Origin of the sequence: Streptomyces sp. NPDC058291, from assembly GCF_042880855.1 — a bacterium.
In the GTDB taxonomy this organism is placed as follows: domain Bacteria; phylum Actinomycetota; class Actinomycetes; order Streptomycetales; family Streptomycetaceae; genus Streptomyces.
In genome coordinates this window covers 49,332-75,071 of the sequence record NZ_JBHVYK010000008.1, presented here as the reverse complement: position 1 = coordinate 75,071, position 25,740 = coordinate 49,332, and the positions used below count along the sequence as shown (strand labels likewise).

General features: G+C 73.1%; 29 protein-coding genes and 3 pseudogenes. 25 read left to right on the top strand and 7 right to left on the bottom strand.

All coding sequences use genetic code 11. The features are described 5' to 3' along the window. Positions 1 to 12: 12 nt before the first annotated feature. The 7 genes and pseudogenes from ACFVYK_RS06260 to ACFVYK_RS06230 all read left to right on the top strand — a co-directional run. Positions 13 to 280 (top strand): annotated as a pseudogene (locus ACFVYK_RS06260) (SAM-dependent methyltransferase); the annotation flags it as partial. 236 nt (positions 281 to 516) lie between these two features. Then, positions 517 to 1,350, top strand: a complete 834-nt coding sequence (locus tag ACFVYK_RS06255) for a M55 family metallopeptidase (RefSeq protein WP_389769189.1) — start codon at positions 517 to 519, stop codon at positions 1,348 to 1,350. Between the two features lie 56 nt (positions 1,351 to 1,406). Next, entirely contained in the window at positions 1,407 to 2,711 is a 1,305-nt protein-coding gene (locus ACFVYK_RS06250; protein WP_389769187.1) for a M20/M25/M40 family metallo-hydrolase, read from the top strand. Positions 2,712 to 2,792: 81 nt separating this feature from the next. Then, positions 2,793 to 3,122, top strand: a pseudogene (locus tag ACFVYK_RS06245) (alpha/beta hydrolase family protein); the annotation flags it as partial. Further along, a complete protein-coding gene (locus ACFVYK_RS06240; protein WP_389769184.1) occupies positions 3,119 to 4,042 on the top strand; it encodes an LD-carboxypeptidase in 924 nt (307 codons plus the stop codon). The pseudogene ACFVYK_RS06245 and the gene ACFVYK_RS06240, both read left to right, overlap by 4 nt. Before the next feature lie 233 nt (positions 4,043 to 4,275). Then, complete coding sequence (locus tag ACFVYK_RS06235) at positions 4,276 to 4,545, top strand: LapA family protein (protein ID WP_389769182.1); 270 nt, start codon at positions 4,276 to 4,278, stop codon at positions 4,543 to 4,545. Positions 4,546 to 4,565: 20 nt separating this feature from the next. After that, positions 4,566 to 5,117: a GNAT family N-acetyltransferase gene (locus ACFVYK_RS06230; RefSeq protein WP_389769179.1), complete on the top strand. Its 552-nt coding sequence runs from the start codon at positions 4,566 to 4,568 to the stop codon at positions 5,115 to 5,117. Here the strand turns inward: ACFVYK_RS06230 and ACFVYK_RS06225 are convergent. Further along, the gene (locus ACFVYK_RS06225) at positions 5,089 to 5,436 is read right to left on the bottom strand and encodes a DUF6204 family protein (RefSeq protein ID WP_389769176.1); all 348 of its coding nucleotides are present in this window, start codon (positions 5,434 to 5,436) and stop codon (positions 5,089 to 5,091) included. The two genes, ACFVYK_RS06230 and ACFVYK_RS06225, sit on opposite strands and share 29 nt — an antisense overlap. Before the next feature lie 131 nt (positions 5,437 to 5,567). Between ACFVYK_RS06225 and ACFVYK_RS06220 the strand changes: the two genes are divergently transcribed. After that, positions 5,568 to 5,828, top strand: coding sequence for a hypothetical protein (locus ACFVYK_RS06220; protein ID WP_389769174.1), 261 nt, complete (start codon positions 5,568 to 5,570; stop codon positions 5,826 to 5,828). A gap of 26 nt (positions 5,829 to 5,854) precedes the next feature. Here the strand turns inward: ACFVYK_RS06220 and ACFVYK_RS06215 are convergent, their stop codons facing one another. Next, positions 5,855 to 6,808 (bottom strand): LLM class F420-dependent oxidoreductase, encoded by a 954-nt coding sequence (locus ACFVYK_RS06215; protein WP_389769171.1) that lies wholly within the window; start codon positions 6,806 to 6,808, stop codon positions 5,855 to 5,857. 145 nt (positions 6,809 to 6,953) lie between these two features. On the opposite strand from ACFVYK_RS06215, the gene ACFVYK_RS06210 reads away from it, so the two are divergent. From ACFVYK_RS06210 to ACFVYK_RS06150, 13 genes are all read left to right on the top strand, one after another. Then, positions 6,954 to 8,789, top strand: coding sequence for an FAD-dependent oxidoreductase (locus ACFVYK_RS06210; RefSeq protein WP_389769169.1), 1,836 nt, complete (start codon positions 6,954 to 6,956; stop codon positions 8,787 to 8,789). Positions 8,790 to 8,793: 4 nt separating this feature from the next. Continuing rightward, the gene (locus ACFVYK_RS06205) at positions 8,794 to 10,641 is read left to right on the top strand and encodes a transketolase (RefSeq protein WP_389769166.1); all 1,848 of its coding nucleotides are present in this window, start codon (positions 8,794 to 8,796) and stop codon (positions 10,639 to 10,641) included. Continuing rightward, positions 10,638 to 11,579: a non-homologous end-joining DNA ligase gene (ligD, locus tag ACFVYK_RS06200; RefSeq protein ID WP_389769164.1), complete on the top strand. Its 942-nt coding sequence runs from the start codon at positions 10,638 to 10,640 to the stop codon at positions 11,577 to 11,579. The genes ACFVYK_RS06205 and ligD overlap by 4 nt, the downstream gene beginning before the upstream one ends. Before the next feature lie 396 nt (positions 11,580 to 11,975). Continuing rightward, entirely contained in the window at positions 11,976 to 12,263 is a 288-nt protein-coding gene (locus tag ACFVYK_RS06195) for a gas vesicle protein (protein ID WP_389769330.1), read from the top strand. Between the two features lie 57 nt (positions 12,264 to 12,320). After that, on the top strand, positions 12,321 to 12,752 hold the full coding sequence (locus ACFVYK_RS06190; protein WP_389769162.1) for a gas vesicle structural protein GvpA: 432 nt from the start codon (positions 12,321 to 12,323) through the stop codon (positions 12,750 to 12,752). Next, positions 12,749 to 13,504, top strand: coding sequence for a GvpL/GvpF family gas vesicle protein (locus ACFVYK_RS06185; protein WP_389769159.1), 756 nt, complete (start codon positions 12,749 to 12,751; stop codon positions 13,502 to 13,504). Before ACFVYK_RS06190 ends, ACFVYK_RS06185 begins: the two co-directional genes overlap by 4 nt. 7 nt (positions 13,505 to 13,511) lie before the next feature. Further along, complete coding sequence (locus ACFVYK_RS06180) at positions 13,512 to 13,775, top strand: gas vesicle protein GvpG (RefSeq protein WP_389769156.1); 264 nt, start codon at positions 13,512 to 13,514, stop codon at positions 13,773 to 13,775. After that, positions 13,772 to 14,437: a DNA primase gene (locus tag ACFVYK_RS06175; protein WP_389769154.1), complete on the top strand. Its 666-nt coding sequence runs from the start codon at positions 13,772 to 13,774 to the stop codon at positions 14,435 to 14,437. The genes ACFVYK_RS06180 and ACFVYK_RS06175 overlap by 4 nt, the downstream gene beginning before the upstream one ends. After that, positions 14,434 to 15,654, top strand: coding sequence for an SRPBCC family protein (locus ACFVYK_RS06170; RefSeq protein ID WP_389769152.1), 1,221 nt, complete (start codon positions 14,434 to 14,436; stop codon positions 15,652 to 15,654). The genes ACFVYK_RS06175 and ACFVYK_RS06170 overlap by 4 nt, the downstream gene beginning before the upstream one ends. Then, complete coding sequence (locus ACFVYK_RS06165; protein ID WP_389769150.1) at positions 15,651 to 16,022, top strand: gas vesicle protein; 372 nt, start codon at positions 15,651 to 15,653, stop codon at positions 16,020 to 16,022. Before ACFVYK_RS06170 ends, ACFVYK_RS06165 begins: the two co-directional genes overlap by 4 nt. Continuing rightward, on the top strand, positions 16,019 to 16,819 hold the full coding sequence (locus tag ACFVYK_RS06160; RefSeq protein ID WP_389769147.1) for a GvpL/GvpF family gas vesicle protein: 801 nt from the start codon (positions 16,019 to 16,021) through the stop codon (positions 16,817 to 16,819). Before ACFVYK_RS06165 ends, ACFVYK_RS06160 begins: the two co-directional genes overlap by 4 nt. After that, positions 16,816 to 17,004, top strand: a complete 189-nt coding sequence (locus ACFVYK_RS06155) for a gas vesicle protein (protein WP_054241593.1) — start codon at positions 16,816 to 16,818, stop codon at positions 17,002 to 17,004. The genes ACFVYK_RS06160 and ACFVYK_RS06155 overlap by 4 nt, the downstream gene beginning before the upstream one ends. Then, a complete protein-coding gene (locus tag ACFVYK_RS06150) occupies positions 17,001 to 17,285 on the top strand; it encodes a gas vesicle protein K (RefSeq protein ID WP_389769143.1) in 285 nt (94 codons plus the stop codon). The genes ACFVYK_RS06155 and ACFVYK_RS06150 overlap by 4 nt, the downstream gene beginning before the upstream one ends. A 60-nt stretch (positions 17,286 to 17,345) precedes the next feature. Here the strand turns inward: ACFVYK_RS06150 and ACFVYK_RS06145 are convergent, their stop codons facing one another. Together ACFVYK_RS06145 and ACFVYK_RS06140 are read right to left on the bottom strand one after the other, a co-directional pair. Then, the gene (locus ACFVYK_RS06145; RefSeq protein ID WP_389769141.1) at positions 17,346 to 17,516 is read right to left on the bottom strand and encodes a hydrophobic protein; all 171 of its coding nucleotides are present in this window, start codon (positions 17,514 to 17,516) and stop codon (positions 17,346 to 17,348) included. 140 nt (positions 17,517 to 17,656) lie between these two features. Continuing rightward, positions 17,657 to 18,478, bottom strand: coding sequence for a class I SAM-dependent methyltransferase (locus ACFVYK_RS06140; protein WP_389769138.1), 822 nt, complete (start codon positions 18,476 to 18,478; stop codon positions 17,657 to 17,659). 285 nt (positions 18,479 to 18,763) lie between these two features. Between ACFVYK_RS06140 and ACFVYK_RS06135 the strand changes: the two genes are divergently transcribed. The 3 genes from ACFVYK_RS06135 to ACFVYK_RS06125 all read left to right on the top strand — a co-directional run bounded on the left by ACFVYK_RS06135 (position 18,764) and on the right by ACFVYK_RS06125 (position 21,667). After that, complete coding sequence (locus tag ACFVYK_RS06135; protein ID WP_389769136.1) at positions 18,764 to 19,423, top strand: histidine phosphatase family protein; 660 nt, start codon at positions 18,764 to 18,766, stop codon at positions 19,421 to 19,423. An 80-nt stretch (positions 19,424 to 19,503) separates the two neighbouring features. Continuing rightward, on the top strand, positions 19,504 to 21,123 hold the full coding sequence (locus ACFVYK_RS06130) for an ABC-F family ATP-binding cassette domain-containing protein (RefSeq protein WP_389769133.1): 1,620 nt from the start codon (positions 19,504 to 19,506) through the stop codon (positions 21,121 to 21,123). Positions 21,124 to 21,334: 211 nt separating this feature from the next. After that, positions 21,335 to 21,667 (top strand): DUF6158 family protein, encoded by a 333-nt coding sequence (locus ACFVYK_RS06125; protein WP_389769131.1) that lies wholly within the window; start codon positions 21,335 to 21,337, stop codon positions 21,665 to 21,667. Positions 21,668 to 21,918: 251 nt separating this feature from the next. On the opposite strand, the gene ACFVYK_RS06120 is transcribed toward ACFVYK_RS06125, so the two are convergent. The 3 genes from ACFVYK_RS06120 to ACFVYK_RS06110 form a co-directional block, all read right to left on the bottom strand. Continuing rightward, complete coding sequence (locus tag ACFVYK_RS06120; protein WP_389769129.1) at positions 21,919 to 22,461, bottom strand: type 1 glutamine amidotransferase domain-containing protein; 543 nt, start codon at positions 22,459 to 22,461, stop codon at positions 21,919 to 21,921. Positions 22,462 to 22,634: 173 nt separating this feature from the next. Beyond that, positions 22,635 to 23,012, bottom strand: a complete 378-nt coding sequence (locus ACFVYK_RS06115; protein WP_389769126.1) for a DUF2795 domain-containing protein — start codon at positions 23,010 to 23,012, stop codon at positions 22,635 to 22,637. 252 nt (positions 23,013 to 23,264) lie between these two features. Then, on the bottom strand, positions 23,265 to 25,166 hold the full coding sequence (locus tag ACFVYK_RS06110) for a thiamine pyrophosphate-dependent enzyme (RefSeq protein ID WP_389769123.1): 1,902 nt from the start codon (positions 25,164 to 25,166) through the stop codon (positions 23,265 to 23,267). 187 nt (positions 25,167 to 25,353) lie between these two features. Here ACFVYK_RS06110 and ACFVYK_RS06105 point away from each other — a divergent pair. After that, a pseudogene (locus ACFVYK_RS06105) lies at positions 25,354 to 25,446 on the top strand (B/F/G family RNA polymerase sigma-70 factor); the annotation flags it as partial. Between the last annotated feature and the right edge of the window lie 294 nt (positions 25,447 to 25,740).

Below are 25,740 nucleotides of genomic sequence, written 5' to 3'. Positions count from 1 at the left end.
GGCGCGCGACGCCTCGTGGAGCTGTCGCAGGCCGCCCGGCCGGTGCTCGGCGCCCTGGCGCGGAGCACCGGCCGGTCCGCCGCCGAAGCCGGCGCCGATCCTCCGGCACTGCATCGCCCCCGGCGAGGTCGCCGACGACGCGGTGCCCCGGTATCTGCGCACCGCCGGGCTCACGGTCCTGGCGTCCGGCGAACTGCCGCTCATCACCGCCGAGTTCGCGCCGGACGGGAGCCGGATCGAACCGCCGTCGAAGTGGTTCGTGACCGCCCGCGAGACCTGACCGCCCGCGAGACCTGACCGCCCGGGAGTGTGCCGCCCTCGCGCGGCGAGGGCCGGGCCCGAGGCTTCCGCCGTCCCGTCGGCTTCGCCCGCGACGGCCGTGCGGGGCCCGGGCCGGCTCGGGGGCCGGCCGCCGGGTGCGTCGCTTCCGCGGGACAGGGGCTGCGGCCCGTTAGGCTCGGACCACCCGGAGAGGGCGACCGGGACGACGGCGACCCGCAGACGGCAGGGGGCGGAGTGAAGATCCTCATCAGCGCCGACATGGAGGGCGCCACCGGCGTCACCTGGCCCGCCGACGTGCTGCCCGGGACCCCGCAGTGGGAGCGCTGCCGCTCGATGTTCACCTCGGACGTCAACGCCGCCGCGCTCGGCTTCTTCGACGGCGGGGCGGACGAGGTCGTGATCAACGAGGCCCACTGGACCATGCGCAACCTGCTCCTCGAACAGCTCGACGACCGGGTCGAGATGCTCACCGGCCGGCACAAGGCCCTGTCCATGGTGGAGGGCGTCCAGCACGGCGACGTCGACGGCGTCGCGTTCGTCGGCTACCACGCGGGCGCCGGAGCGGAGGGCGTCCTCGCCCACACCTACCTCGCCAACTCGATCACCGCCGTCTGGCTCAACGGCGTCCGCGCCAGTGAGGGGTTGCTCAACGCGCATGTCGTCGCGGAGTACGGCGTGCCCGTCGTCCTGGTCACCGGCGACGACGTGACCTGCGAGGACGCCCTCGGCTACGCGCCCGAGGCGCTGAAGGTCGCCGTCAAGGACCATGTCTCGCGCTATGCCGCCGTGTGCCGCACACCGGCCCGCACCGCCGCCGACATCCGGGCCGCGGCGAAGGCGGCCACGACCCTGGCGGTTCGTCAGGCACCGGTCGCGGGCGGCCCGTTCACCGTGGCTGTGGAGTTCGACGCCGAGCACCTCGCGGCGGCGGCCACCGTCGTGCCCGGCGTCGCCCGCGCCGGCGAGCGGAAGGCGGCGTACACCAGCGCCACCATGTACGAGGGGATCCGCACGTTCAAGGCGCTGACCACGATCGTCTCGGCCGCGGTCGAGGAGCAGTACGGCTGAGCGGCGACGACGGTGAGGGCGGCGGGACAGGCAGCGTGAGGAAGAGCGGGAACGGCATGGCTGACGCAGAGGCGCGGGACGAGGTCGTCCGGTTCACCTCGGACCTCATCCGCATCGACACCACCAACCGTGGCGGCGGGGACTGCCGCGAGCGGCCCGCCGCCGAGTACGCCGCCGCGCTGCTGGCCGAGGCGGGCATCGAGCCCACGCTGCTCGAGCGCACCCCGGGCCGCGCCAACGTCGTCGCCCGCGTCGAGGGCTCCGACCCGTCCGCCGAGGCGCTGCTCGTCCACGGCCATCTGGACGTCGTCCCCGCCGAGGCCGCCGACTGGAGCGTGCACCCGTTCTCCGGGGAGGTGCGCGACGGGGTGGTGTGGGGGCGCGGCGCGGTCGACATGAAGAACATGGACGCGATGATCCTGGCCGTGCTGCGGGCCTGGGCGCGCGAGGGGGTGCGCCCCCGGCGCGACCTCGTCATCGCCCTCACCGCCGACGAGGAGGCCAGCGCCGAGGACGGCGCGGGCTTCCTCGCAGACCGCCACCCGCACCTGTTCGAGGGCTGCACCGAGGCCGTCGGCGAATCGGGCGCGTTCACCTTCCACGACGGCGCCGGACGTCAGATCTACCCCATCGCCGCGGGCGAACGCGGCACGGCCTGGTTGAAGCTCACCGCGCGAGGACGCGCCGGGCACGGCTCCAAGGTCAACCGGGAGAACGCGGTGACCCGGCTGGCCGCGGCCGTCACCCGCATCGGCGAGCACGCCTGGCCGGCCCGGCTCACCCCGACCGTCGCCGCCGCGCTCACCGAACTGGCCGCGCTGTACGGCGTCGACGGCGACCTGGACGACGTGGACGCCCTGCTGGTCAAGCTCGGCCCGGCCGCCGCCCTCGTCGAGGCGACCGTGCGCAACAGCGCCAACCCGACCGTGCTGGAGGCCGGTTACAAGGTGAACGTGATCCCGGGAGAGGCCGTCGCCTTCGTGGACGGCCGGTTCCTCGCGGGCGCCGAGGACGAGTTCCGCGCCACCCTCGACGACCTCACCGGACCCGACGTCGACTGGCAGTTCCTTCACCGCCAAGTCGCCCTCCAGGCACCGCTGGACGCGCCGCTGTACGCCCGGATGCGCGCCGCCGTCCAGGAGTTCGCGCCCGAAGGGCATGTGGTGCCGTACTGCATGTCGGGCGGCACGGACGCCAAGCAGTTCTCGCGGCTCGGGATCACCGGCTACGGCTTCACGCCGCTGAAGCTCCCCGAGGGCTTCGACCACCAGGCGCTCTTCCACGGCGTGGACGAACGGGTCCCGGTCGAGGCGCTGCACTTCGGCGTCCGCGTCCTCGACCGGTTCCTGCGGACGGCCTAGGCGGACGGGGGACGACCTGCGGGATCCACGCGCACGTCCACCCGCCCCACCATCCCGGCGTCACCGCCCCCGGCCACGAACAGTCTCGTCGGACCCCTCGCCGCAGCGCCTGCCCGGTACGCGCAGCGCTCGCCGGTCGAGCACGCCGACCGCGTCAGCGTGCCGTTCCTGCCGCTGCGGGGGCTGGACGACGTGATCTGGCCGCCGGCCCAGTGCGAGCGGTTCCTCGAGCGGCTCGGCCGGCTCGCCGGGCGGCCGGTTCCGCACGCGTACATCGCGTTCGAGGGGGAGGGCCACGGCTTCCGGCGGGCGGCGACCACGGCACGTGCCCTGGAGACCGAGCTGTCGCTGTACGCTCAGGTCTTCGGGCTGAGTCCGCCCGGCGCGGCGAGGTTGGAGCTACAGCGGTGAAGGAACTCGTGCGGCCGTCGCGGCTCGCCCCCGGCGCGCGGATCGCGGTCGTCGCGCCCAGCGGGCCGGTGGCGGAGGAGCGGCTGCAGGCCGGCCTGGACCTGCTGCGCGGCTGGGATCTCGACCCGGTCGTCGCCCCCCACGTGCTGGACCGGGACCCCCGCCTGCCCCACCTCGCCGGTTCCGACGCGGACCGGGCCGCCGACCTGCAGCGTTCCTGGTGCGACCCGAGCGTCGACGCCGTGCTGTGCGCACGCGGCGGCTACGGCGCCCAGCGCGTCGTCGACCTGCTCGACTGGGACGCCCTGCGGGCGGCCGGCCCGAAGGTGTTCGTCGGTTTCAGCGACAGCACCGCCCTGCACGAGGCGTTCGCCGTCCGCCTGGGCCTGGCCACGCTGTACGGACCGGTGGCCGCCGGCATCGACTTCGTCAAGAACGCCCGCGCGCAGGACCACCTCAGGGCCACCCTGTTCGCCCCCGAGACCGTCCGCACGCTCCGCTCGGCCGGCGTCCCCCTGGCGCCGGGACGGGCCCGCGGCGTCACCCTGGGCGGCTGTCTGTCGCTGCTCGCCACCGGTTACGGCACCCCGCACTCCCGGCCCGGCGCCCGGGGCGGGCTGCTGCTGGTCGAGGACGTCGGCGAGCCGCCGTACAGCGTCGACCGGGCCCTGACCCAACTCCTGCGCACCGGCTGGCTGGACGGCGTCGCGGGCGTCGCGCTCGGCTCCTGGCACCGGTGCGGCCCCTACGAGCAACTGCGCCCGGTCCTGGCCGACCGGCTGGGCGGCCTCGGCGTCCCCGTGGTCGAGGAGCTCGGCTTCGGGCACTGCGAGGGGGCGCTGACCGTGCCCTTCGGCGTGGGCGCCGTCCTCGACGCGGACCAGGGGACGCTCACCCTCGACGCCCCGGCGCTGCGCTGACCCGGCGCTGCGCTGACCCGGCGTCCGGCGTCCGTCGGCCCTCGTCCGGTGTCCGTCGTCCGTCGGCCCTCGTCCGTCCTCCGTCGGCCGGTGTCCGGCGTCCGTGGTCCGTCGTCCGGTGTCCGGTGTCCGGTGTCCGTCGTGCGGCGTCCGGCGTGCGGACCGCCTCCGCCGTGTCACCCGGAGGGCAGCCCCGCCGCGCGGGAGCGGGGCGCGCGGCCCAGGCTGTTCGTATGAGCCCGAAGACCTCGAAGACGTCCAAGGCCGCCGAGGGCGGCGGGAAGAGCGGCGGCGCGGGCGCGGTGGCCACCCCCGGCCGGATCGCGGTCCTGGTGCTCGCCGTCCTCGCCCTGGTCTTCGTCTTCGGCAACACCCGGGCCACCGAGATCCGGCTGCTGGTCCCGGTGGTGACGATGCCGCTGTGGACGGCGTTGCTGGCCACGGGCCTGATCGGCGCGCTGTGCGGGGCGTACGTCGGCTACTCCAGGACCCGGCGGAGATAGCCCCGTCGTACGCTGTCCGGATGCCGCACACCGCATCCGCGTACCTCGCCGAGGGACCTCGTGTCGGGCTACGCCACGTCACGCACGCCGACGGACCCGAGTTCACCGCCCGGGTCCGCGAGAGCAAGGACCTCCACCGCCCGTGGCTGTTCCCGCCGGCCACCGCCGACGCGTACACGGCCTATGCGAGCCGGCTGATCGAGGACCCCTCGAAGGCCGGCTTCCTCGTGTGCACCCGGGAGGACGGGGCGATCGCCGGATTCGTCAACGTCAACAACATCGTCGGGGGCGCGTTCCAGTGCGGTGCGCTCGGCTACGGCGCCTTCGCGCACGCGGCCGGACGCGGCCTGATGCGCGAGGCCCTCGGCCTGGTCATGGACCACGCCTTCGGGCCGCTGCGGCTGCACCGGCTGGAGATCAACGCGCAGCCCGGCAACACGGCCTCCATCGCCCTCGCCCGCGCCTGCGGCTTCCGGCGCGAGGGGTTCTCCCCGAAGATGATCCACATCGACGGGGAGTGGCGGGACCACGAGCGGTGGGCGATCACCGCCGAGATGCGGGCTTCCGGTTGATCTTCATGGTGTCGAGGTCGGTGACCGTCGACTTCAGCCCGGTGAAGCCGTGGCCGAGCCCGCGGAGCGTCGTCTCGGCCCGCTCCTCGGCGAGTGCGCCCGCCATCTCCTCGCCGTCCGCGGCGTCCGAGACCACCACGAAGCGCATGGAGAAGTGCTTCAGCGGCGAGGCCTCGTACGACAGCGTGCCCTCCTCGGTGAACCGCATGCTCGTCAGGCCGTGGTGGGCGGCCTCGGAGAGCAGTCGGGCACGGCCCTCCTCGGTCAGGCCGTCCCACGTGCCGCGGACGATCACCCGGTAGGTGTGCTGCTCACTCACTGTCGCTCCTTCGCGTCGGCCGTCGAAGGAAGCGACTCTACGGGCGGACGGCCGGCGCCCACCCGGGATTTTCGCCGCCCGGACGGCTCACCGCCCGCGCCGGTCCGCGTACCCGGTGATCGCCCCGGCCGGTGTCGGACGATCAGGTCGCCCCCACCGGCTTCGGCGCCGGATCCGCCTCCCCGGCCCGCCCGTCGCGGATCCTCGCCGGTCCTCGCCGGTCGCGCGCCGGGCGCTCGCCGGTCCTCGCCGAGCGCTCGCCGGGCGTGAGGCTTCGTGACGGGGGGTACGCGGGGGCGGCCATGGAGCGCATCGACCACATGGAGCATCTGGACAGGCATCTCGTCGACGAACTGGCCTCGGCCGGCGGGCGGCACGCCAGGAGCACGTGAGGATCACGCGCCCCGGCGGGCCGGCCTCACTGCAGGCGGGGCAGCACCTTCGTCCGGTAGAAGTCGAAGAAGCCGCGCTGGTCCGGGCCGATCTGGTTGACGTAGACCCGGTCGAAGCCCGCGTCGGCGAAGGCGGTGAGGGCCGCGACGTGTTCGTCCACGTCGTCGCCGCAGACCGTGTTCTCGCCGACCATCTCCTCGGTGATCAGCGGCTCCAACTGCTCGAAGTGGCGCGGGGTGGGCAGGATCTGGCCCATCTCGCCGGGCAGCAGCTGGTTCGACCACAGCCGGTGGACGGTGCGCACGGCCTCGTCGCGATCGGCGCCGTAACAGACCTTCGTGCCGCCGCTGACCGGCTTCGCGCCGCCGCCGCCCTTGCGGAACTGCTCCACCATCGGCTCCTCCGGCATCATCGTGATGTAGCCGTCGCCCACCCGGGACGCCAGCGACGTCGCCTTCGGGCCGAAGCCGGAGATGTCGATCGGGACCGGCTCGTCGGGGACGGTGTACAGGCGGGCGTTCTCCACCGTGTAGTGCGTGCCGTAGTGGCTGACCTCCTCGCCGGTGAAGAGCCGGCGCATCACCTGGACCGCCTCCTCCAGCATCTCCAGGCGCACGCTCGCGGGCGGCCACGCGTCGCCGAGGATGTGCTCGTTCAGCGCCTCGCCGGAGCCGACGCCGAGCCGGAAGCGGCCGTTCGTCATCACGGCGGCCGTGGCGGCGGCCTGGGCCACCACGGCGGGGTGCATCCGCACGGTCGGGCAGGTCACGGCCGTCTCGATCGGCAGCGACACGGCCTCCGACAGCGCGCCGATCACCGACCAGACGAACGGGCTCTGGCCCTGCGCGCCGTTCCAGGGGTGGTAGTGGTCGGAGATCCACAGCGCCTGGAAACCCGCCTGCTCGGCCATGCGCGCCTGTTCGATCAGGTCCGCGGGGCCGAACTCCTCGCAGGACAGGAAGTAGCCGTACTCGGGCATGGGGGGTACCTCCGACTGGGTGACTCTGGTCCCGCACCGGGTACCCGGACCCCGGGCGGGAAACCGGCGCAACGTTTGGCCGCCTCTGCCGGGGGGAGGCGGAAACCCTCGTACGAGAACCGTCCGACCCCGCCGGAGGCCAGCCGTGAGTCGACCTCGCATCGTGATCGTCGGAGCCGGCTTCGCCGGGTACCGGGCGGCCCGCACCCTCGCCCGGGCGGCCCGCGGCCGGGCCGAGATCACCCTGCTCAACCCGACCGACCACTTCCTGTATCAGCCCCTGCTGCCCCAGGTGGCGACGGGCGTCCTGGAACCGCGCCGGATCACCGTGCCGCTGTCCGCCGGTTTGCGTTCGGTGCGCACGGTGCTCGGCGAGGCCGACCGGGTGGACCTCGACGCGCGCACCGTGCGTTACACCGGCCCCGAGGGCGACACGGGCGTGCTCGGCTACGACCGGCTCGTGCTGGCCGCGGGCAGCGTGAACAAGCTGCTGCCCATCCCGGGGGTGGCCGAGCACGCGCACGGCTTCCGCGGTCTGCCCGAGGCGCTCTATCTGCGCGATCACCTCACCCGACAGGTCGAGTTGGCCGCGTCCGGCGACGACGCCTGCGAACGCGTGGCGCGTTGTACGTTCGTCGTGGTCGGCGCGGGCTACACCGGCGCCGAAGTCGCCGCACAGGGACAGCTGTTCACCGACGCGCTGGCACGGGCCCACCCCGCTCGCAAGGGAATGCGGCCGCGCTGGCTGCTCCTCGACGTCGCCGACCGTGTCCTGCCGGAACTGGACGAACGCCTCTCCCGCACCGCCGACCGGGTGCTGCGCGAACGCGGCGTCGAGGTGCGCATGGGCACCTCCGTGAAGGAGGCCACGCGCGAGGGCGTGCTGCTGACCGACGGCGAGTTCGTCGACAGCCGGACGCTGGTGTGGTGCGTGGGCGTACGGCCCGATCCGCTCGCGGAGTCCCTCGGCCTGCCTCTGGAGCGGGGCCGGCTGCTGGTCGAGCCGACGCTCCAGGTGCCGGGTCGGCCCGAGGTGTTCGCCTGCGGGGACGCGGCCGCCGTGCCGGATCTGGACCGGCCCGGCGAGTACACGCCGATGACCGCGCAGCACGCGTGGCGGCAGGGCAGGACGGCCGGACAGAACGTCGCCGCCTCCCTCGGCGGCGGAGGCGGGCTGCGGCCGTACCGGCACAAGGATCTGGGGTTCGCCGTCGACCTGGGCGGCGTGCAGGCGGCCGCCAACCCGCTGGGCGTCCACCTCAGCGGCCCGGTGGCCGGCGCGGTCACCCGCGGCTACCACCTCGCCGCGATGCCCGGCAACCGCGTCCGCGTCGCCGCCGACTGGCTGCTGGACGCCGTACTCCCGCGCCAGTCGGTCCAGTTGGGCCTCGTCCGGTCCTGGTCGGCGCCGCTGGACACGGCGTCACCGGAGCTGAGCCGGACCCCGGACGAGCGCAGGCGCGAGCCGACGGCCTTCGGCCCCGGCGCGGCCACCGAGGCGGACGTGCGCGCCGTCCCGGCCGCCGGGACGGACGGGGACGCTGTGAACGGCGTGGTCGACGCGAACCGCAAGAACACCCACCACGACAGGAATCAGGTGAACGACGTGAACGACGTGAACGACGAGAACCGGACGGCCGGCGGATCCGGCGAGCGGCGCCCCTCTCCGGAGGACGGCTCGCAGTCGATCACCTCGCCGACCCCCGAGGTGGGACGGCACCCAGGCGGTGAGGGCGGCCCCCGAGCGGGTCAGTCGTCGCCGGAGGACGGCTCCCAGTCGATCACCTCGCCCACGCCGGAGGTCGGACGGCACAGCTCCGCACCGGCGAGCGCGCCGGACGACGACGGCGCCGCCGAGCCCGCCAGGAACCAGCCGGGCGGCGAGCCCGCGAAGAACCAGCCGGGCGGCGAACCCGCCCGCAACCAGCCGGGCGGCGAACCCGCCCAGGGCGCCGACGAACGTGCGGAAGAAGACCGGTAGCCCGATGGACTCCGCCGAACTCGCAGAGCTGGGGCAGCAGTTGAGGGTGGACAGCGTGCGCGCCGCCGCCGCCGCGGGGTCCGGGCACCCGACGTCCTCGATGTCGGCCGCGGACCTGATGGCCGTGCTGCTCGCCAACCACCTCCGCTATGACTTCGACCGCCCCGCCCACCCCGGCAACGACCGCTTCGTCCTGTCCAAGGGGCACGCCTCCCCGCTGCTGTACGCCGCCTACAAGGCCGCCGGCGCCGTCGACGACGAGGAGCTGCTGACCTTCCGCAAGCTCGGCAGCCGGCTCGAAGGGCACCCCACCCCGCGGCGGCTGCCGTGGGTCGAGACGGCCACCGGATCGCTCGGCCAGGGGCTGCCGGTGGGCGTCGGCATCGCGCTCTCCGGGAAACGGCTGGAGCGGACCGGCTACCGGGTGTGGGTGCTGTGCGGGGACAGCGAGCTCGCCGAGGGCTCGGTGTGGGAGGCCGCCGAGCACGCGGGCCACGAACACCTCGACAACCTGACGGCGATCGTCGACGTGAACCGGCTGGGCCAGCGCGGCCCCACCCGGCACGGCCACGACCTCGACGCCTACGCGCGCCGCTTCCAGGCGTTCGGCTGGCACACGGTCGAGATCGACGGGCACGACGTGGACGCCGTCCACCGCGCGTACGGCGAGGCGGTCTCCACCAAGGGCCAGCCCACGGCCATCCTCGCCCGCACCCTCAAGGGCCGGGGCGTGGCGGCCGTCCAAGACCGCGAGGGGCTGCACGGCAAGCCGCTGCCCGACGCCGACGAGGCGATCGAGGAGCTGGGCGGCGTCCGCGACCTGCGGGTCCGGGTGCACGGACCGGCCGACGCCCGCATGCTGCACTCCGTCCCCACCGGGAGCCTCGACCTGCCGCGCTGGGACAAGGGCGAGGAGGCGGCCACCCGGGACGCCTACGGGCAGGCGCTCGCCGCGCTGGGCGGCGCCCGCGAGGACGTCGTCGCCCTGGACGGCGAGGTGAGCGACTCCACCCGGGCCGAGGTCTTCGCCAAGGAGCACCCCGAGCGGTTCTTCGAGTGCTACATCGCCGAGCAGCAGCTCGTCGCCGCCGCGGTGGGTCTCGCCGCGCGCGGCTGGGTGCCGTACGCCTCCACGTTCGCGGCCTTCCTGACCCGGGCCCACGACTTCGTCCGCATGGCCGCGGTCAGCGGCGCCGGGATCAACCTCGTCGGCTCGCATGCCGGGGCGGCCATCGGGCAGGACGGGCCCTCGCAGATGGGCCTGGAGGATCTGGCGATGTTCCGGGCCGTGCACGGCTCCACCGTGCTCTACCCGTGCGACCCCAACCAGACCGCCCGGCTCGTCGCCACGATGGCGGGGCTGGACGGCATCCGCTACCTGCGCACCTCGCGCGGCGCGGCCCCGGCGCTGTACGGCCCGGACGAGGAGTTCCCGGTCGGCGGCAGCAAGGTGCTGCGCTCCTCCGGACGGGACCGCCTGACGATCGTCGCGGCCGGCGTCACCGTGCACGAGGCGTTGAAGGCCGCCGAGGCGCTCGACGGCGAGGGCATCGCGGTACGGGTGATCGACCTGTACTCGGTCAAGCCCGTCGACCGGGAGACGCTGCGGCGGGCCGCCGAGGAGACCGGCTGCCTGCTGAGCGTGGAGGACCACCACGAGCAGGGCGGCCTCGGCGACGCGGTCCTCGACGCCTTCCTCGACGGGCGGCCGACGCCCCGCCTGGTGCGTCTCGCCGTCCGCACGATGCCGGGGTCGGCGAGCCCGGCCGAGCAGCTGCACGCCGCCGTCATCGACGCCGAGTCGATCGCCGCGTCCGTCCGGCTGCTGGCGGAGCAGGCGATCGCGCCGTGAGCGGGGGCGCGGGCGGCGCCGCGCGGACCGTGCGCGCGGGCCGCCGCACCGTCGAGGTGCACCGCCCGGACAAGGTCCTCTTCCCGGCCGGGGAGGCGACGAAGCCGTACACGAAGGCCGACCTCGTCGCCTACTACCGGTCGGTCGCCGCGTTCATGCTGCCGCACCTGCGCGGCCGCCCGCTGATGCTGGAACGGCATCCGGACGGCGTCGACGGCCCCCGGTTCATGCAGAAGAACACCCCCGAGCACTACCCGGAGTGGATCAGGCGGGTCGAGGTGGCCAAGGAGGACGGCACGGTCTGCCACACCGTCTGCGACGACACCGCCACCCTCGTGTACCTGGCCGACCAGGCGGGTCTCACCCTGCACCGCTGGCTGTCGCGGGCCGACCGGGTCGACCGGCCCGACCTGCTCGTCTTCGACCTCGACCCGGCCGACGACGCGCACTTCGCCGCGGTCCGCGAGGCAGCCCGGTGGCTGGGCGAGCTGCTCGACGAGCTGCGGCTGCCCTCGGGGCTGATGACGACCGGCTCGCGCGGGCTGCACGTCGTCGTGCCGATCGACGGCGGTCACGGCTTCGACGAGGTGCGCGGCTTCGCCCGGGACGTCGCCGAGGTGCTCGCCGCCGAGCACCCGGACCGGCTCACCACGGCCGCCCGCAAGAAGGACCGCGGCGACCGGCTCTACCTGGACGTGCAGCGCAACGCCTACGCGCAGACCGCCGTGGCCCCCTACTCGGTGCGGGCGCTGCCCGGCGCCCCCGTCGCCACCCCGATCAGCTGGGAGCAGCTCGACGATCCGGAGCTCGGTCCGCGCCGCTGGACGATGGCCGACGCCGTCGAGCAGGCCCGTGCCCGGCCGTGGTCCTCGCTGACCGGCCGCGGGCGCTCGCTGGGACCGGCCCGGCGGCGGCTCGACGCACTGAACGGCTCGTGAAGGTTTGGCCATGAGGCTTCCGGACACGCGGAAGGAGAGGTGGCCATGGCGAACACGAAAAGCACATCGGATTCCACAAAGAACACATCGGATGCGCGGGCTTCACGAAAAGTCCGCAAGCGAGGGCCCGAGAGCGAAGAGACCGGGCCCGAGAGACCGGAAGACCACGAGAACGAGCAGGACGCCGACGAACCGGTGGTCGACGAGCAAGAGGTCGACGAACCGGACGCCGACGAACAAGACGTCGACGAGTCAGAGGTCGACGAGCAAGACGTCGACGAGTCGGAGGTCGATGAGGAGCAGGACGCCGACGAGGACGACGCCGAGCAGGACGCCGACGAGGACGACGCCTACGACGGCGACGAGCAGGACACCGACGAGAAGGGCGAGGACCACATCGTGACGGACGACCGGCCGCGCCCCATGACGGTGCTGCGCGAGGCGCGTGCCCAGCTGGCGGAGCTCACCGGCATGACCGCCGAGAGCGTGTCCTCCTTCGCGCAGACGGAGGACGGCTGGTCCCTGGAGGTCGAGGTGCTCGAACTGGAACGGGTCCCCGACACCATGAGCCTCATGGCGACCTACCAGGTGGAGCTCGACCCGGAGGGCCAGCTCACCGGCTACCGACGCGTCCGCCGTTACGAGCGCGGCCGGGCCGACGCCAGCAGGGCGGGCGGCCGCTAGGCCACCGCCGAAGACACTTTTCGATCATCAACCACGAACCAAGGAGGTGCGGTCGGCATGACCGTAGTCCCAGCACAGCAGTCCGGTGGCGGAGGCGGCTCGAGCGGTCTTTACGACGTTCTGGAGCTCGTCCTCGACAGGGGGCTGGTGATCGACGCGTTCGTGCGGGTCTCCCTGGTCGGCATCGAAATCCTCAAGATCGACGTTCGGGTCGTCGTGGCCAGCGTCGACACCTATCTGCGTTTCGCCGAGGCGTGCAACCGCCTCGACCTGGAGTCCGGACCGAACAAGAGCCCGGGCCTGCCCGAGATCGTCGGCGAGGTCACCGAGTCCGGCGCGCGCGGCAAGTCCAAGGGCGCCCTCTCCGGCGCCGCGGAGACCATCTCCGACGCGTTCAAGCAGTCGCGTGACGAGGGTTCCGCGGAGCGCGAGCCCCGGCCCCGCGCTCGCAAGAGCACGGCTTCGCGCCGGAAGGAGGAGTCGGAGTGAGCACGTACGTCTACGGCATCACCGCCGGCTCGCACCCCGCCCTCCCCGAGGGACTGGGCGGCGTCGGCGACCCGCCCATGCCGGTGCGGGTGCTGAAGGAGGGCGACCTGGCGGCGGTCGTGAGCGACGCGCCGGAGGGGCTGCGCCCCAAGCGCCGCGAGCTCCTCGCCCACCAGAACGTGCTCGCCGAGGCGGGCGCCGGCGGCTGTGTGCTGCCCATGCGGTTCGGCAGCGTCGCCCCCGAGGACAGCGCCGTCACCGGTGTGCTGGCCGAGCGCGCCGAGCACTACAAGGAGCGGCTGCAGGCTCTCGACGGCAAGGTCGAGTACAACGTCAAGGCCACCCACATCGAAGAGGCCGTGCTGCACCACGTGATGGCCGGCAGCCCCGAGCTGCGCGCCCTCGCCGAGGCCAACCGCAAGGCGGGCGGCGGCAGTTACGAGCAGAAGCTGCAGCTCGGCGAGATGGTCGCCGCCGCCGTCAAGGCGCAGGAGGCCGAGGACGCGAGCGTCGTCCAGCAGGCTCTGGAGCCGCTCGCGGCGGCCGTCGGTCTGGGCCCGGAGTCCACGGGCTGGCTGGCCAACGTGTCGTTCCTGGTCGACCGGGACGCGGCCGCCCGCTTCGCGGAGGCGGTGGACGAGCTGCGGCAAGCTCATCCGCACCTCGACGTGCGCCTCAACGGGCCGCTTCCGCCCTACAGCTTCGTCGAGCCCGGACCCTCCGAGCCCGCGGAGACGATCACCGGGAAGTAGGTGCGTCGTGGGACTGCTCGGAGAGGTTTTCCTGCTGCCGTTGGCCCCGGTCCGGGGCAGTGGATGGGTGATCCGCCAGGTCCTCCGTGAGGCGGAGCGGATCTACTACGACCCCTCCACCATCCGAGCCGAACTCTCCCGTCTCGAACAGCGGTTGGAGGCGGGAGAGATCACGGAGGAGGAGTTCGACCGGCAGGAGGACGAACTCCTGGACCGGATGGAGGCCAGCGCACGCGGCACCACGCAAACGGACGACGGGACAGCGACATGAATCGAATGGGACTGGGCCTCGCGGTCGGGGCCGGCTATCTGCTCGGCCGCACCAAGAAACTGAAAATGGCGGTGGCCGTCGGCTCGCTGGTGGCCGGCAAGAAACTGAACCTGACGCCGAAGGGCATCGCCGACCTGGTCTCCCAGCAACTGCGGGACAATCCGCAGTTCAAGGAGATCGGCGACCAGCTGCGCCAGGACCTGCGCGGGGTCGGCAAGGCCGCCTCCGGCGCCATGGTCGAGCGGCAGATCGAGGCGCTCGCCGACCGGCTGCACGGGCGCACCGCCGAGGTGCGCGACCAGCTCGACGGCGTCGTCCCCGGCAAGGGCGGCGACCAGGACGACGACGAGGAGGACGAGGAGTACGACGAGCCTCGAAACGCTCGCGACGACGACGCGGACGAGGACGAGGAGCCGCAGGACGCCTCCGGACAGGACGAGGACGACGAGGAGGACGACGAGGAGGACGAGGAACCGCCGAGGAAGACGGCGGCGAAGAAGACGGCCAAGAAGGCCCCCGCCAAGAAGGCGCCGGCCAAGAAGGCCCCGGCCCGCAAGACGGCCGCGAAGAAGACCGCGTCGGCCGGGAAGACGGCTGCGCGGACCGCGTCCAGGCCCGCCTCCGGCACCCGGCGCTCCTCGAAGGGAGGCGGTGACCGATGACCGACACCCTCGGATCCGCGAAGTCCGCCACCTCCGCCGCCGGCAAGGCGGCAGGCGGCAACCCCCTCTCCGGCCTGGCCCAGAGCGAGGCCGCCGACCGGCTCAAGAGCGAGGTGCAGGAGTACCTCGCCGCCCAGGCCACGCGTCTGCTGACCGGCGTGGGCCACAAGCTCGGCGAGACCACGAACAAGCTGAACGACATCGCCGAGGGCAACAGCCCCGGCTTCGCCAAACTCGCCCTGGACGGCGGCAAGAAGATCGCCGAGGGCAAGGGGCCGGTCCGCTCCGCGCTGGAGCTCGGCGCCTCGCGCGCCAAGGACAAGGTGACCGGCGCCCTGAAGAACCTCGGCGGCGGCAAGGGCGGCAAGGGCAAGAGCGCGGGCAAGAAGCCGACCGTGATCATGGAGACGATCGACGTCGGCGTGCCGCTGCGCACCGCCTACGACCAGTGGACGCAGTACCAGGACTTCAGCACCTTCGCCAAGGGCGTCAAGAGCGCGAACCGCTCCGACGACACCACCAGCGACTGGCAGGCGAAGGTCTTCTGGTCCAACCGCAGCTGGAAGGCGAAGACGACCGAACAGGTGCCGGACGACCGGATCGCCTGGACCTCGGAGGGCGCCAAGGGCACCACGAAGGGCGTCGTCTCCTTCCACGAGCTGGCCGACAGCCTCACCCGCATCCTGCTGGTCATCGAGTACTACCCGACGGGCCTGTTCGAGAAGACCGGCAACATCTGGCGCGCCCAGGGCCGCCGCGCCCGCCTCGACCTGAAGAACTTCGCCCGCTTCATCACCATCAAGGGGGAGGCGAAGGACAGCTGGCGCGGTGAGATCCGCGACGGAGAGGTCGTCCGCTCCCACGACGACGCGGTCGCCGAGGAGGACGAGGAGAACCAGGACACGGAGTCCGAGGAGAACGGCGAGCCCGCTCAGGACGCCGACTACGAGGAGGACGGCGAGCCCGAGGACGAAGCCGAGGCGCGGGATGCCGGGGACGGCGGCCGGGAGGACGATGAGGAGTACGAGGCCGAGGACGAGGCCCCGTACGCCGAGGACGGGGAGGAAGAGGAGCCCGAGGAGGAGACCGAGGGCGCGTACGAGGACGAAGAGGAGGAGGGTGAGCCGGAGGACGCCGAAGGCGAGTACGAGGAGTACGACGAGGAGGAGGAGCCCGAGGAGGAGCCCCGGCGCGCGAAGGGCGGGAGCCGGCGATGACCATGTCGAGCCGGCTGCCGGAGCCGTACGGCCAGGGCGGCGGCGCCAACCTCGCCGACATCCTGGAACGCGTTCTCGACAAGGGCATCGTGATCGCGGGCGACATCCGGATCAACCTGCTCGACATCGAACTGCTCACCATCAAACTCCGCCTGATCGTCGCCTCCGTCGACAAGGCCAAGGAGATGGGCATCGACTGGTGGGAGACCGACCCGGCGTTGTCCTCGGGCGCCCGCCGCGACGAACTCGCACGTGAGAACGCCGAGTTGCGAGAGCGGCTGGCACGGCTGGAGGAACTGGAGCTGGGCCGCGCCCCGGAGGACGTCCGGGAACAGGGCCCTCGTGACGTCAGGAAGGAGTCGCCGTGACGGGACTGCGGTACGTCTACGCCGTCTGCCGGCCCTTCGGCGCGCCTCTGCAGACGGCCTTGAAGGGCGTGGCGGGCGATCCGCCCAGACTGCTCGGCCACCACGGGCTGATCGCGGTCGTCAGCCACGTCCCGGAGGGCGACTTCGCCGAGGAGCCCCTGCGCCGGCATCTGGAGGACCTCGACTGGCTCACCGAGACCGCCCGGGCCCACCAGCAGGTGATCGACGCGCTCACGGCCGTCACCACCCCGCTGCCGCTCCGGCTCGCCACGGTGTTCCGGGACGACAGCGGCGTCCGCGTGATGATGGAGGAGCGCGAGGCGGATTTCCTGCGCACCCTGGACCGGCTGGAGGGCCGGGTCGAGTGGGGGGTGAAGGTCTACGTCGAGCGCGAGGCCGCCGCCGCCCCGGAGCCGGCGAAGCCCGCCTCGGGCCGCGACTACCTGCGCCAGCGGCGTATGCAGAGCAGGGCCCACGAGGACAGCTGGCAGCGGGCGGAGCGGTTCGCCGGCCGACTGCACGCCACGCTGAGCGCGCACGCCGACGGCGCCCGGCTGCACGCGCCGCAGAATTCCGCCCTTTCCCAGGCGCCGGGACAGAATGTGCTGAACGCCGCCTACCTGGTGCCCCGCGCGAAATCCGAGGAATTCGTGGAACTCGTGGACGCCACCAAGGGCGAGGAGCCCGGAATGCGCGTCGAACTCACCGGCCCCTGGGCCGCCTATTCCTTCGTGGAGAGCGCCGGGGACGCCTCGTCGGCGCCGGCCGGCGCGGAGATCGGCGAGGGGGGCTCATGACCGTGGTGGAGCGCCGGGAGGTCGCTCTGGTGGACCTGCTGGACCGGCTGCTGGCCGGGGGAGTGGTCATCACGGGCGACATCACGCTGCGCATCGCGGACGTCGACCTCGTCCGCATCGACCTCAACGCGCTGATCAGCTCGGTCAACGAGCAGGTGCCGTCGCCCTGGGGGGAGTCGCCGTGAAGGACCGACGCGACCACATCGACCTGGAGCCCGACACCGTCGAGCGCGATCTGGTCAAACTCGTCCTGACCGTCGTCGAGTTGCTGCGCCAGCTGATGGAACGGCAGGCGCTGCGCCGTTTCGACCAGGGCGACCTGAGCGAGGAGCAGGAGGAGCGCATCGGGCTGACCCTGATGCTGCTCGACGACCGCATGACCGAACTGCGCGAGCGGTACGGACTGCGGCCCGAGGACCTCAACCTGGACCTCGGGCCGCTCGGACCGCTGCTTCCCCGGGAGTGAGCCCGCCCGGCGCGAGCCGGCGTCGCTCCCGGCGGAAGCCGGTTCACCTCGGTGCTTCGGTCACCACCTGTACCAGCGGCCCCTGCCGCCCGAGGAGGTGGTGCCGCGAGCCAGGAATCCCAGGAGCCACAGGACCAGAACCGCGAGCGCGATCCACCAGAGCAACTTCACCGCGAATCCGGCGCCGAAGAGGATCAGCACCAGCAGCAGCACCAGCAGGACGGGAACCATAGTCTTTACCTCCTGCTCTCCGTGTTTCCCGATTTCCATGAAACATTCGCCCGGTATTCGCGTTTCTCTCCCTTTTGCCGACCAGTCGGCCGGCCGGCCGGGCGGGCGCGGACGCGCGCCGTGGGAGGATGCGGGGAGCGTCAGGCGGCTTTCCGGCAGAGGATCTCTCCGTGCAGGACGGTGAACCAGCCGTCCTCCCGCCGCCCCCAGTCCCGCCAGGCCTCCGACACGGCGTCCAGCTGCTCGGCCGTGGCGTGTCCGCCGTGCGTGGCGAGCCGCGCGTACGCCGAAGCCAGGGTGCGGTCGGCCCACAGCCCGCTCCACCACGCCCGCTCCTCGGACGTGCTGAAGGTCCAAGTGGAGGAGGTGGCCGTGACGTCGGTGAACCCGGCGGCCAGCGCCCAGGACTTCAGCCGCCGCCCGGCGTCCGGCTCGCCGCCGTTGGCCCGGGCCACCCGCCGGTACAGCTCCAGCCAGTCGTCGAGTCCGGAGACGGCGGGATACCAGGTCATCGCCGCGTAGTCCGAGTCGCGGACCGCCACGTACCCGCCGGGCCTGGTCACCCTCAGCATCTCGCGCAGCGCCTGCACGGGATCGCCGACGTGCTGGAGCACCTGATGGGCGTGGACGACGCAGAACGTGTCGTCGGGGTGGTCCAGGGCGTGCACGTCCGCGACCGCGAAGTCGACGTTGGTCAGTCCCCGTCCGTCGGCCGTGGCGCGGGCCTGCTCCAGGATCCCGGGCGCGTGGTCGACGCCGGTGACGTGCCCGTCGGGCACCAGGGCGGCCAGGTCGGCGGTGATGGTGCCCGGGCCGCACCCGATGTCCAGGATCTTCATGTGGGGCTTCAGCGAGCCGAGCAGATAGGCGGCGGAGTTGGCGGCGGTCCGCCAGGTGTGCGAACGCAGCACGGACTCGTGGTGTCCGTGCGTGTAGACGGCGGTCTCCTGGGCTTTCGGCATGGCGGCACCCCTTCTCGACGGACCGGTTCTCGTCCGGCCCCCGAGGGTCAACGGTACGCCGACGGCCGCATGGTGAGACAGATCGTTCTGGCATATGGACTGACGACCCATCAGGGGGGTTCGGTGGTGCGGGCGATGCCGGACGGTGCCGGGCGGTGCCGGGCGGTGCCGGGCGGTGCCGGACGGGCTTCCAGAGGGGGGCCGACTTCTGGGCGGACGCGCTGCGGCTACCCTGACGTGGCCGTTTCCCGTGCCGAGACGGTTTCGACACCGGAGGTTTCCCGCATGCGTCTGCTGCTCGTCCGTCACGGCCAGACCCCGGCCAACGTGGACTACCTCCTCGACACCGCCGTCCCCGGCCCGGGCCTCACCGAACTCGGCGCACGTCAGGCCGCCGCCCTCCCCGAGGCGCTGGCCGACGAGGACGTCGAGGCCCTCTACGCCTCCACCCTCGTGCGCACCCAGCTCACGGCCGCCCCGCTGGCCGCCGCCCGCGGCCTGGAGGTCGTCGTCCGCGACGGGCTCCGCGAGATCTCCGCGGGCGACCTGGAGGCCCTGCCCGGCGACACCGAGCACGGCGCCCTGTACATGCGCACGGCGTTCGCCTGGGCGGCGGGCGAGAGAGGTCTGCGCATGCCGGGCGGGGAGAGCGGGGCCGAGTTCCTCGCGCGCTACGACGCCGTGGTCGCCGAGGCCGCGGCGAGCGGCGCGGAGTGTGTCGTCCTGGTCAGCCACGGCGCCGCGATCCGCACCTGGGCAGCCGCCCGTGCGCACAACGTCGACGTCCCCTTCGCCGCGGCGCACCGCCTCGCCAACACCGGAACGGTCGTCCTGGAGGGCTCGCCCGCCGACGGCTGGAAGGCCCTGTCCTGGGCCGGCGCCACGGTCGCGCCCGCCGGGGACGCCGGACCGGCCGGGCAGCCGGTCGAGGGCGCCGGCCAGTGACCGGCGGGCCCGGCCACCTCCCCGGCCTGCGTCGATAACGGTTTGCCGCATCGCGCGGGCGGCCCGCACAATGCGTCCTCATGGGACATCTGGAAGCCGCGCACCTCGAGTACCACCTCCCCGACGGGAGGACGCTGCTCGGCGACGTCTCCTTCCGGGTGGGCGAAGGGGCCGTCGTGGCCCTGGTCGGCCCCAACGGCGCCGGCAAGACCACCCTGCTGCGGCTGATCTCGGGGGAGCTGAAACCGCACGGCGGGACCGTCACGGTGAGCGGCGGCCTGGGCGTGATGCGCCAGTTCGTGGGCTCCGTACGGGACGAGACCACCGTCCGCGACCTGCTGGTGTCCGTCGCCTCGCCCCGCATCCGCGAGGTGGCGCAGGCCGTCGACAAGGCCGAGCACGCGATCATGACCGTCGACGACGAGGCCGCCCAGCTGCAGTACGCCCAGGCCCTCTCCGACTGGGCCGAAGTACGCGGCTACGAGGCCGAGACCCTCTGGGACATGTGCACCACCGCCGCTCTGGGCGTCCCCTACGACAAGGCCCAGTTCCGCCTCGTGCGCACCCTGTCCGGCGGTGAGCAGAAGCGGCTCGTGCTGGAGGCGCTGCTGCGCGGCAACGACGAGGTGCTGCTCCTCGACGAGCCCGACAACTACCTGGACGTGCCCGGCAAGCGGTGGCTGGAGGAACGGCTGAAGGAGACCCGCAAGACGGTCCTGTTCGTCTCCCACGACCGCGAACTCCTCTCCCGCGCCGCCGAGAAGATCGTCTCCGTCGAGCCCGGCCCGGCCGGCGCCGACGCCTGGGTGCACGGCGGCGGCTTCGCCACCTACCACGAGGCGCGGCGCGAACGGTTCGCCCGCTTCGAGGAGTTGCGCCGTCGCTGGGACGAGAAGCACGCCCAGCTGAAGAAGCTCGTGCTGAGCCTGCGCCAGGCGGCCTCCATCAGCCATGAGCTGGCCTCGCGCTACCAGGCCGCCCAGACCAGGCTGCGCAAGTTCGAGGAGGCCGGCCCGCCGCCGGAGCCGCCCCGCGAGCAGGACATCACGATGCGCCTCAAGGGCGGCCGCACCGGCGTGCGGGCCGTCACCTGCAAGGGACTCGAACTCACCGGCCTGATGAAGCCCTTCGACCTGGAGGTCTTCTACGGCGAGCGGGTCGCCGTCCTCGGCTCCAACGGCTCGGGCAAGTCCCACTTCCTGCGGCTGCTGGCCGGGGACGCCGTGGCGCACACGGGCGAGTGGAAGCTCGGCGCACGCGTGGTGCCCGGTCACTTCGCCCAGACCCACGCCCACCCCGAGCTGCTGGGCCGCCCCCTCCTGGACATCCTGTGGAGCGAACACTCCCAGGACCGGGGCGCGGCCATGTCCCGGCTGCGCCGCTACGAGCTGACCCAGCAGGCGGAACAGGCCTTCGACCGGCTGTCCGGCGGCCAGCAGGCCCGCTTCCAGATCCTGCTGCTCGAACTGCAGGGCGTCACGGCCCTGCTCCTCGACGAGCCCACCGACAACCTCGACCTGGAGTCGGCCGAAGCGCTGCAGGAGGGCCTGGAGGCGTTCGACGGTACGGTCCTGGCCGTCACCCACGACCGCTGGTTCGCCCGCTCCTTCGACCGGTACCTGGTCTTCGGCAGCGACGGCAGGGTCCGGGAGACCGCGGAGCCGGTGTGGGACGAGCGGCGCGTGGAGCGGGCCAGGTAGCGGCCCGGAGGCCTTCCCGTGCCGGGAGCGCCGGCGTACACGCAGGCCTGGGGGCCGGAATGTTCGTACAGTGGAAGCAGAAGCCAGAAGCCAGAAGCCAGAAGCCAGAAGCCAGAAGCCAGAAGGCTGAGGAGCGAGATCCGTGGCTCGCTCCCGGTGGCCGCTCGGGGGCGTCGCCGGTAGCGATCCCGGGGGCGGGTACCCGGACGGTATGAACGCACACGACGAGCGGGGCACCACGATGACCGGAGTCGACCCGGGCCGGCTGGACGACCAGCAGCTGATGCGAGAGCTGGAGACGATCCACCGCACGCGCCACGACACTCTGCTGTACGGCTCGAACGACGCGTTGCGCGCCCACAACGACCGCATGGCCCAGCTGGAGGGTGAGTACCTGCGCCGCAACCCGAGCCGCTCCGTCTCTCCGGGCCGCACCCGAGAGGGCGCCAGGGACCGGGCCGGCGGAACGGACGGGGGCGGCCCGGCGGGCGCTCCCGTCGGCAAATGGGGTCCGGGAACGAGGAGCGGCCCCGGCAGGGCCTGAGCTTTTCGGCCGCCGGGGCCGGAACCCCTCTCTTGGGGGAGCCCCTCACGGCCCCCGGGAGCCCCTCACGGCCCCCGCGTCGCGCAGCGCGATCGAGGCCGGGAGCCCCTCACGGCCCCCCACGGGGAAGCCCCTCACGGCGGCCCCCCAAGGGAGGCGGGCTGGGCTGTGCCGACCGCGACGGCGATCCCGACGGACGACGCCGTCGCGGGCGCGTTCCTCGATCCTCGCTGCTCGCCGCTTGCCGCCCGTCAGCCGGCTTCCGCGGCGAACACGCGCAGGTAGGCCTCGCAGAACGCCGCCAGATCGTCCGGCTTGCGGCTGGTGACGAGCTTGTTGGGGCCGTGGTCGCAGATCTGCACCTGCTCGTCGACCCAGTCGCCGCCGGCGTTGCGGACGTCCGTCTTTAGGCTCGGCCACGAGGTCAGCACCCGGCCGCGGACGACGTCGGCCTCGATCAGGGTCCACGGGGCGTGGCAGATCGCGGCGACCGGGCGGCCCTGCTCGAAGAACGCCTTGACGAACGAGACCGCCTTGTCGTCGGTGCGCAGGAAGTCGGGGTTGGCGACTCCGCCCGGCAGGACCAGCCCGCCGAAGGAATCGGCGGAGGCCTCGCCGACGACCTCGTCCACCATGAACGTGTCGGCCTTGTCGAGGTGGTTGAAGGCCTGGACCTTGCCCGAGTCGGTCGACACCAGGACGGGCTCGTGACCGGCGTCCACCGCCGCCTGCCAGGGCTCGGTCAGCTCGACCTGTTCGACGCCTTCCGGTGCCGTCAGAAACGCGATGCGCATGGGGGTTCAACGTCCTTTCGTGTCTTCAGGGGGGTGGCCTCTCGCCGCCGCGACGGCGACCGGGAGACCCGTGGGGTGCTTGCGTGCTCTTGCGGTGCCGCCGCCTCTCGGACGACGGCGTGTGCGCGGGGTAGGCGGACAACGGTCCGCCCGCCTCCGATCGATCGCGCCCGTCAGCCGCGGGAGACCAGCGCTTCGGCCAGTTGCTGCACATTGGCGTAGCGGTCCTCGTGCGGCAGTCCGCGTACCGCCTCCACGAGCGCGTCCGGCGCGTTCTCCCGCCGCAGGCCCTCGGTCAGCGCTCCGGGGCCGGCGGGGAACGAACCCCGACCCAGGATCCTGGCGAGCTCGAGCCGTACCGACTCCAGCGACGCATGGGGGTTGCCCGGCACCACCGGACCGCCCCAGATCTCGGGGTCGTCCTCGGCGGACGGCTCCGGGTCGTGCCACTCATCCGCGCGGGTGGGGTGCCCGGACCTCAGCAGGCCCTGCAGCTCGTGCTTCATCTCGTCGTCCCGGTGCACGCTCAGCCGGTCACTGCCTCGCTGCATGTCTCGCCCTCCAGATCTTCGGGTGGCGACCGCGTACCCGAGCAGGACGGGCCGACACGGAATCGACGCCGGGCTCTTACGGAAACCGTCGTGACCTGCGGATACGAGCCGAACGCACACAGCTCCCGCAGGTAGGTCGCGGAGGTGCGGGCCCAACCGGTCTGTGGGTCCGACCGGTGTGGGTCCGACCGGTCTGTGGGCCCGACAGGTCTGTGGGCTGTCCGGGCCCGCGGGACCGTCCGGTCCGCTGGGCTATCCGGCCTGCGGACCCGGCAGGAACTCCTGCACCTTCGCCTTGAAGGCGTGCCGGATCACGGAGCCCGCTTCGGGCTCGCCCTTCAGGACGGCCGCGGCCGCGGCCCCCAGCTGCTCCCAGGTGGCGTGCGCGGGGACGGGCGGCACCGACGGGTCGGTGAGGAACTCCACCACCGCCGGGCCGTCGGCCGCCAGGGCGGTGCGCCAGCCCGCCTCCACGTCCTCGGGCCCCTCCACCCGCACCCCGGTCAGTCCCAGGGAGCGGGCGAACGCCGCGTACGGCACGTCCTGCGACCGCTGCGCAGGGTCGAAGGGCGGGTCGCCCTCCACGGGGTGCGGGTGCCGGGCCGCCTCGTCGTGGCCGCTGGCGTTCCACACCGCGACGACCAGCCGCGGGTCCTGCCCCAGGTCCGCACATCTCGCCGCGGTGACCAGTTCCGCGAGACCGTTGATCTGCATTCCCTCGTCACCCACCAGCGCGATCACCGGCCGGTCCGGGTGGGCGAACTTCGCCCCGATCGCGTACGGCACCGCGCAGCCGGTCGCCGCCAGGCCGCCCGAGAGGGCGCCGCGCATGCCGGACCGCATCGTCAGATGGCGGGCGTACCAGGCCGCCACCGAACCCGAGTCGCAGGTGATGATCGCGTCGGGCGGCAGCAAGGGGTCCAGGACACGGGCCACCTGTTCCGGGTTGATCGGGTCGGCCGACAGCCGCGACCGGCGGTCCAGCACGTCTTCCCAGCGCCGTACGCCGGCGCAGACCGTTTCGAACCACTCGCGGCCGCGCTCTTCGCCCCGGATCATCGGGATCAGCCGGCAGAGCGTCTGCCGCACGTCCGCGACGAGATCCACCTCGAACGGCCGACCCGACGACGCGCCCGACGGCCGGTCCGACGTCGTGCCCGACGACTCGCCCGACGGCCGGTCCGACGGGCGGCCGGACACGGCCGGGACCGGTTCGGGGTCGATGCGGACGCTCCGCGCACGGCCGGGCTCCGGCAGGAACCCCGGATGCGCGAACGAGGAACCGATCGTCAGCAGGGTGTCGCAGTCGCGCATCAACTCGTAGGACGGTCGCGTGCCCAGCGGACCGACCGTGCCGGCGACGTACGGGAGTTCATCGCTGAGGACGTCCTTGCCGAGCAGATCCTTGGCCACGCCCGCACCGAGCAGCTCGGCGATGCGCCGTACCTCGGCGTCCGCGCCGGCAGCGCCCCGGCCGACCAGAATCGCCACCTTGTCACCGGAGTTGAGGATCCGCGCGGCGCGCTCCAGAGACTCCTCGGACGGGACCGCCGTCCCGTCGCCCGGGCCGGGAGCGGCCGGCGTCCTGCCGATCCCGACCGACGGCCCGGGGCAGTCGAGCTCCTGGACGTCCTCGGGGACGACGACCACGACCGGGCAGAGACGGGCATACGCGGTGCGCAGCGCCCGGTCCAGGACGTCGGCCACCTCCCGAGGGTCCGTCACCGTCTCCAGGAACTCCGACGCGACGCCGTGGAACAGGGCGTTCGTTTCCGTCTCCGTCTCCGTCTCCGTCTCCGTCTCCGTTTCCGTCTCCGGCCCGTGCTCGCCGTGCCCCCCGCTCCGCCGGCGACCGACGATCGCCAGCACCGGGACGCGGTCGAGTCGCGCGTCGTACAGGCCGCCGAGGAGATGGATCGCGTCCGGTCCGGACGCCGCCGCGCAGACCCCGGGACGGCCGCCGAACCTGGCGTGGCCGACCGCCTGCAGCGCGGACGTCCGGGCGTGCGACGACCGTACGAGACGCGGCGCGCCCTCGGTGCGGTCGCAGGCGGCGAGGAGTGCGTCGACGCCGTCGCCGGAGCAGCCGAAGACGTGATCCACACCCCAGTCTCGCAGTCGTCCGACGATGCGTTCGGAGACCTCGGCGGTCATGAACGGGACCTCCCTGACAGGGGGATGAAGCGGAATCGGGAGCCGGCCGTGCACGGGCGCGGGTGTCCCCGCAGGCCGTCCGGAAACCTGGCCGGTGTCTGGGGAGGGGAACAAGGGGCACGCGCAGTGCCGGTGCTTCGGACCGCAGGCACGTGGCGGGCCCGGCCTCTTGGGCCCCGGCGGCCGGGACATGACGCAGAGCCGGATCGCCGAGCAGCTGGGGATCTTGCAGATGCACGTGTTCCGGCTGATCAACCGCTGCTGCGACCGGTTGCTGTAACAGATCCTCGACGACCCGGTTGTAGACGGCCCGGCGGAGACGACCCGGTGGAGACGACCCGGTGGAGCGGGCGCAGGGGGCGGTCCGGCCGCCCGGGCCCGCGTGCCGTGACGGCGACGGCGTCCAGCGGGCGGCGACGGGCCGGCCGGCGTCGCCCGCTTGGGGCAGACGACCCGGTGGAGACGACCCGGCGGAGACGGCCCGGTGGAGCGGGCGCAGGGGGCGGTCCGGCGGCCCGCGCCCGCGTGCCGTGACGGCGACGGCGTCCAGCGGGCGGCGACGGGCCGGCCGGCG

Coding starts and splice junctions, on each gene's coding strand:
- ACFVYK_RS06230 (WP_389769179.1), top strand. CDS start 4,566: ATGCCGCACACCGCATCCGCGTACCTCGCCGAGGGACCTCGTGTCGGG.
- ACFVYK_RS06115 (WP_389769126.1), bottom strand. CDS start 23,012: ATGCAGCGAGGCAGTGACCGGCTGAGCGTGCACCGGGACGACGAGATG.
- ACFVYK_RS06145 (WP_389769141.1), bottom strand. CDS start 17,516: ATGGTTCCCGTCCTGCTGGTGCTGCTGCTGGTGCTGATCCTCTTCGGC.
- ACFVYK_RS06235 (WP_389769182.1), top strand. CDS start 4,276: ATGAGCCCGAAGACCTCGAAGACGTCCAAGGCCGCCGAGGGCGGCGGG.
- ACFVYK_RS06125 (WP_389769131.1), top strand. CDS start 21,335: ATGAACGCACACGACGAGCGGGGCACCACGATGACCGGAGTCGACCCG.
- ACFVYK_RS06205 (WP_389769166.1), top strand. CDS start 8,794: ATGGACTCCGCCGAACTCGCAGAGCTGGGGCAGCAGTTGAGGGTGGAC.
- ACFVYK_RS06110 (WP_389769123.1), bottom strand. CDS start 25,166: ATGACCGCCGAGGTCTCCGAACGCATCGTCGGACGACTGCGAGACTGG.
- ACFVYK_RS06135 (WP_389769136.1), top strand. CDS start 18,764: ATGCGTCTGCTGCTCGTCCGTCACGGCCAGACCCCGGCCAACGTGGAC.
- ACFVYK_RS06140 (WP_389769138.1), bottom strand. CDS start 18,478: ATGCCGAAAGCCCAGGAGACCGCCGTCTACACGCACGGACACCACGAG.
- ACFVYK_RS06215 (WP_389769171.1), bottom strand. CDS start 6,808: ATGCCCGAGTACGGCTACTTCCTGTCCTGCGAGGAGTTCGGCCCCGCG.
- ACFVYK_RS06170 (WP_389769152.1), top strand. CDS start 14,434: ATGACCGACACCCTCGGATCCGCGAAGTCCGCCACCTCCGCCGCCGGC.
- ACFVYK_RS06155 (WP_054241593.1), top strand. CDS start 16,816: ATGACCGTGGTGGAGCGCCGGGAGGTCGCTCTGGTGGACCTGCTGGAC.
- ACFVYK_RS06130 (WP_389769133.1), top strand. CDS start 19,504: ATGGGACATCTGGAAGCCGCGCACCTCGAGTACCACCTCCCCGACGGG.
- ACFVYK_RS06190 (WP_389769162.1), top strand. CDS start 12,321: ATGACCGTAGTCCCAGCACAGCAGTCCGGTGGCGGAGGCGGCTCGAGC.
- ACFVYK_RS06165 (WP_389769150.1), top strand. CDS start 15,651: ATGACCATGTCGAGCCGGCTGCCGGAGCCGTACGGCCAGGGCGGCGGC.
- ACFVYK_RS06250 (WP_389769187.1), top strand. CDS start 1,407: ATGGCTGACGCAGAGGCGCGGGACGAGGTCGTCCGGTTCACCTCGGAC.
- ACFVYK_RS06120 (WP_389769129.1), bottom strand. CDS start 22,461: ATGCGCATCGCGTTTCTGACGGCACCGGAAGGCGTCGAACAGGTCGAG.
- ACFVYK_RS06175 (WP_389769154.1), top strand. CDS start 13,772: ATGAATCGAATGGGACTGGGCCTCGCGGTCGGGGCCGGCTATCTGCTC.